The sequence below is a fragment of the Streptomyces carpinensis genome, from assembly GCF_002154505.1.
Lineage (GTDB): Bacteria > Actinomycetota > Actinomycetes > Streptomycetales > Streptomycetaceae > Streptomyces > Streptomyces carpinensis.
Map to the genome: position 1 here is coordinate 1 of NZ_MUBM01000513.1, position 2,497 is coordinate 2,497.

1 protein-coding gene is annotated in these 2,497 nt (G+C 70.5%); it reads left to right on the forward strand.

Annotation, left to right across the window (positions count from 1 at the left end; translation table 11 throughout):
* The coding region (locus BZY54_RS45155) for an acyltransferase domain-containing protein (protein ID WP_143668305.1) at positions 1 to 2,497 on the forward strand (2,497 nt) is incomplete at both ends.

Genomic DNA, 2,497 nt, shown 5'->3' on the forward strand with positions numbered 1-2,497 from the left:
GGTGGTGCCGTGGGTGGTGTCGGCGAAGTCGGCGGAGGCGTTGGCGGCGCAGGCCCGGCGGTTGGTGGATGTGCGGGCGGGTTCCGCGGATGTGCTGGATGTGGGTTACTCGCTGGCGACGACGCGGGTGGTGATGGAGCACCGGGCGGTGGTGCTCGGTGGTGATGGCGCGGCTCTGGCTGCGCTGGGTGCGGGGGAGCCGCATCCGGGTGTGGTGCGGGGGCGTGCGAGGGCCGCCGGTGGCCGGTCGGCGTTCTTGTTCACGGGGCAGGGTGCTCAGCGGCTGGGGATGGGGCGGGAGTTGTACGACGCCTTCCCGGTGTTCGCCGCGGCGCTGGACGAGGTGACGGTTGAGCTGGATCGGTATCTGGATCGTCCGTTGCGTGAGGTGATGTGGGGCGAGGATCCGGAGACGTTGAACGCCACTGGGTTTGCGCAGCCGGCACTGTTCGCCGTCGAGGTGGCGCTGTTCCGCCTCGTCGAGGCGTGGGGGGTGCGGCCGGATGTGCTGGTGGGTCACTCCATCGGTGAGTTGGCGGCTGCCCATGTGGCGGGGGTGCTGTCGCTGGCGGATGCGGCCAGGCTGGTGGTGGCGCGTGGGCGTCTGATGCAGGCGCTTCCCGAGGGTGGGGCGATGGTCGCGGTGCAGGCGTCGGAGGACGAGGTCCTGTCCCTGCTCAGCGAGGGCGTGTCCATTGCCGCGGTCAACGGGCCTACGTCGGTGGTGGTTTCGGGTGCCGTGGACGAGGTGCTGGCTATTGGTGAGCACTTCTCCGCTCAGGGTCGTAAGACGAGTCGTCTGTCGGTGTCGCATGCGTTCCACTCGCCGTTGATGGAGCCGATGCTCGCCGACTTCCGTGCTGTGGCGGCCGAGTTGACGTTCCAGCCGCCGAAGACGTCCGTCATTTCCACGGTCACCGGCGAGTCGGCAACCGGTTGGCAGTCTCCGGAGTACTGGGTGAACCAGGTCCGTGCCGCTGTCCGTTTCTCCGACGCCGTCCGTGCGGTCGAGGAGTCCGGTGTTCGTACGTTCCTGGAGCTGGGCCCCGACGGGATTCTCGCCGGGCTGGCGCAGCAGACGCTGGAAGCGGACGACACGGTGCTGGCACCGGCCCTGCGAAAGGACCGCTCCGAGGCCGAGACCCTGCTCACGGCCCTCGCCCAGCTTCACGTCTCCGGCCTGGACGTCGACTGGAGCGCCTACTTCGCGGGCACCGGCGCCCGCCGCGTCGACCTGCCCACCTACGCCTTCCAACGCCGGCGCTTCTGGGTCGACACCGAGGAGTACCTGGCGAACTCCTGGCTCGGTGTCGGCGGAGGGAACATGACCTCCGCCGGGCTGGCCGATGCCGGGCACCCCCTGCTGGGGGCCGTGGTGCCGTCGCCGGACTCGGATGTCATCACCTTCACAGGACGGCTCTCGGCGAGCACGCACGCCTGGATCGCGGACCACAAGGTGCTGGGTAACGTCCTGCTGCCAGGTACCGGTTTCGTGGAGCTTGCGGTGCGCGCCGGTGACCAGGTCGGCTCCGGTGCGCTGGAGGAGCTGGCGCTTCAGGCGCCGCTGATCCTGCCGGAGCGCGGCGGTGTCGCCGTACAGGTGGTCGTCGGGACCGCCGACGCTTCCGGGCGGCGGTCGGTGAGTGTGTACTCGCGCCGGGAGGACCAGGCGGATCTGCCGTGGACGCTGCATGCCGACGGTGTGCTGGCGCCGGAGACGGCCGAGGCCGGGGCGGGGTACGAGTTCGAGTCGGCTGCCTGGCCGCCGGCCGGTGCGATCCCCCTGGACGTGAACGGTGCGTACGAGGTTCTGGCGGAGCGCGGGTTCGGTTACGGCCCGGTGTTCCAGGGGCTGACGGCGGCCTGGCGGCGCGGTGACGAGCTGTTCGCCGAGGTCGCTCTGCCCGAGCAGGAGCACGCCGAGGCCGAGAGGTTCGGGCTGCATCCGGCGCTGCTGGACGCGTCCATGCACGCGGCCCTGGTCAACGGCGCGGGTGAGGGCGAGACCACGCTGCCGTTCGTGTGGCGGGACGTCACCCTTCACGCGGCCGGTGCGTCGGTGGTGCGGGTGAGGATCACCCAGCCCACCCCGGACAGCCTCTCGCTCCAGGTCGCGGACCCCACCGGCGCGCCGGTCGCCACGGTCGGCGCCGTCGTCGGCCGACCCGTCTCGGCGGAGCAGCTGAGCGTCGAGCCTGGTGGCGACTCGTTGTTCCAGATCGTGTGGAGTGCGCTGTCCGGTTCGGAGCGTGCTGCTGATGTGGAGTGGGTGGCTTGGGAGGATCTCGCCGACGGTGGTCCGGTGCCTGCGTATGTGGTGTTGGAGTGTGTGCCGCAGGACGGGGTTGATGTTCCGGCTGCTGTGCGGGGGCTGTCGGAGCGTGTGCTGGCGGTGGTGCAGCGGTGGCTGGTGGAGGAGCGTTTCGCTGGGTCGCGGTTGGTGGTGGTGACGCGGGGTGCGGTGGCGGTCGGGGATGGTGAGGACGTCGATGTGCGG